At 74.5% G+C, this 1,041-nt stretch carries 1 protein-coding gene; it reads left to right on the forward strand.

What is annotated here, in order from left to right:
- The first annotated feature begins 101 nt into the window (after positions 1-101).
- Positions 102-824 carry a DJ-1/PfpI family protein gene (locus ACFV5N_RS28035; protein WP_019435918.1) on the forward strand — a complete coding sequence of 241 codons (723 nt, stop codon included), beginning with the start codon at positions 102-104 and terminating at the stop codon, positions 822-824.
- Positions 825-1,041 lie beyond the last annotated feature (217 nt).

Consider the following 1,041-nt stretch of genomic DNA (forward strand, 5'->3'; position numbering starts at 1 on the left):
CCACACGGCGCATCAGCGACTCCTGGCGTCCGGAAGACAGGGATCACAGGATTCCAGACACGGTCCGCGCGACGGCAGCTCACCCCGGCGAAGCTGCTGGCATGACAACGACCAAGACCATCGCGTTCGTGCTCTACCCCGGCCTGACCGCCCTCGACTTCGTCGGGCCGCTCCAGGTCGTCAGCGGCTTGCAGGAACTCGGGCTCGGCTTCGAGGCCGTCACGGTGGCGGCGGCCCGCCGGCCGCTGCCGACGGACAGCCCGGTGTCCGTAACCGCCTCCCACACCTTCGAGCAGGTGCCCGCGCCGTACGGCCTGATCGTCCCGGGCGGCGGTGCCCCGACCTTCGCCGCCCTCGCGGACGAACAGCTGACCGGCTACGTCCGGCAGGCGGCCCGCGGCGCCGAGGTGGTGGGCTCGGTCTGCACCGGCTCGCTGATCCTCGGGGCCGCCGGTCTGCTTGAGGGCCGTGAGGCGGTCACCCACTGGGCTGCGATGCCGATCCTGCGCGCCTTCGGCGCGACACCCGTGTCCCGGCGCTGGGTCGCGGACGGGCGCGTGCTCACGGCCGCCGGAGTGGCGGCGGGCATCGACATGGCCCTGCACCTGGTCGCCGAACTGGTGGGCGAGGATGCCGCCCGGATGATCCAGGCCGCCATCGAGTACGACCCGCAGCCGCCGCTCGGCCCGATCGACTGGGATCGCGTGGACCGCGCGTTCATGGAGTCCGTGATCAGGTCGGCGGCCGAGAAGGGCCTGGCGGACCATCCGGAGCTGCTCGCCCGCCTCGCTGCCGCCGACGGGGGCCGGAGCGTGTCCCCCTGACGGCCCGGTGTTCCAGGTCCCGCGCTGCGCGGCCGGCCGTCACGACGCCGTGAGCACCGCCGTCACGACCGGCCCCGGAGGACCGGGCCGGCGCGGGCCACGCCGCCGCGGCAGGCGGTGAACCAGCCATGGGGTGTGGCCCGGCCGCCCGCCGGCGCTCTTCCCTCGCGACGAGGGAAGGCCAGGGCGGTGCGCGCGGTCGCTCTCACCCACGTTC

This window comes from Streptomyces sp. NPDC059853 (genome assembly GCF_042731495.1).
GTDB lineage: Bacteria > Actinomycetota > Actinomycetes > Streptomycetales > Streptomycetaceae > Streptomyces.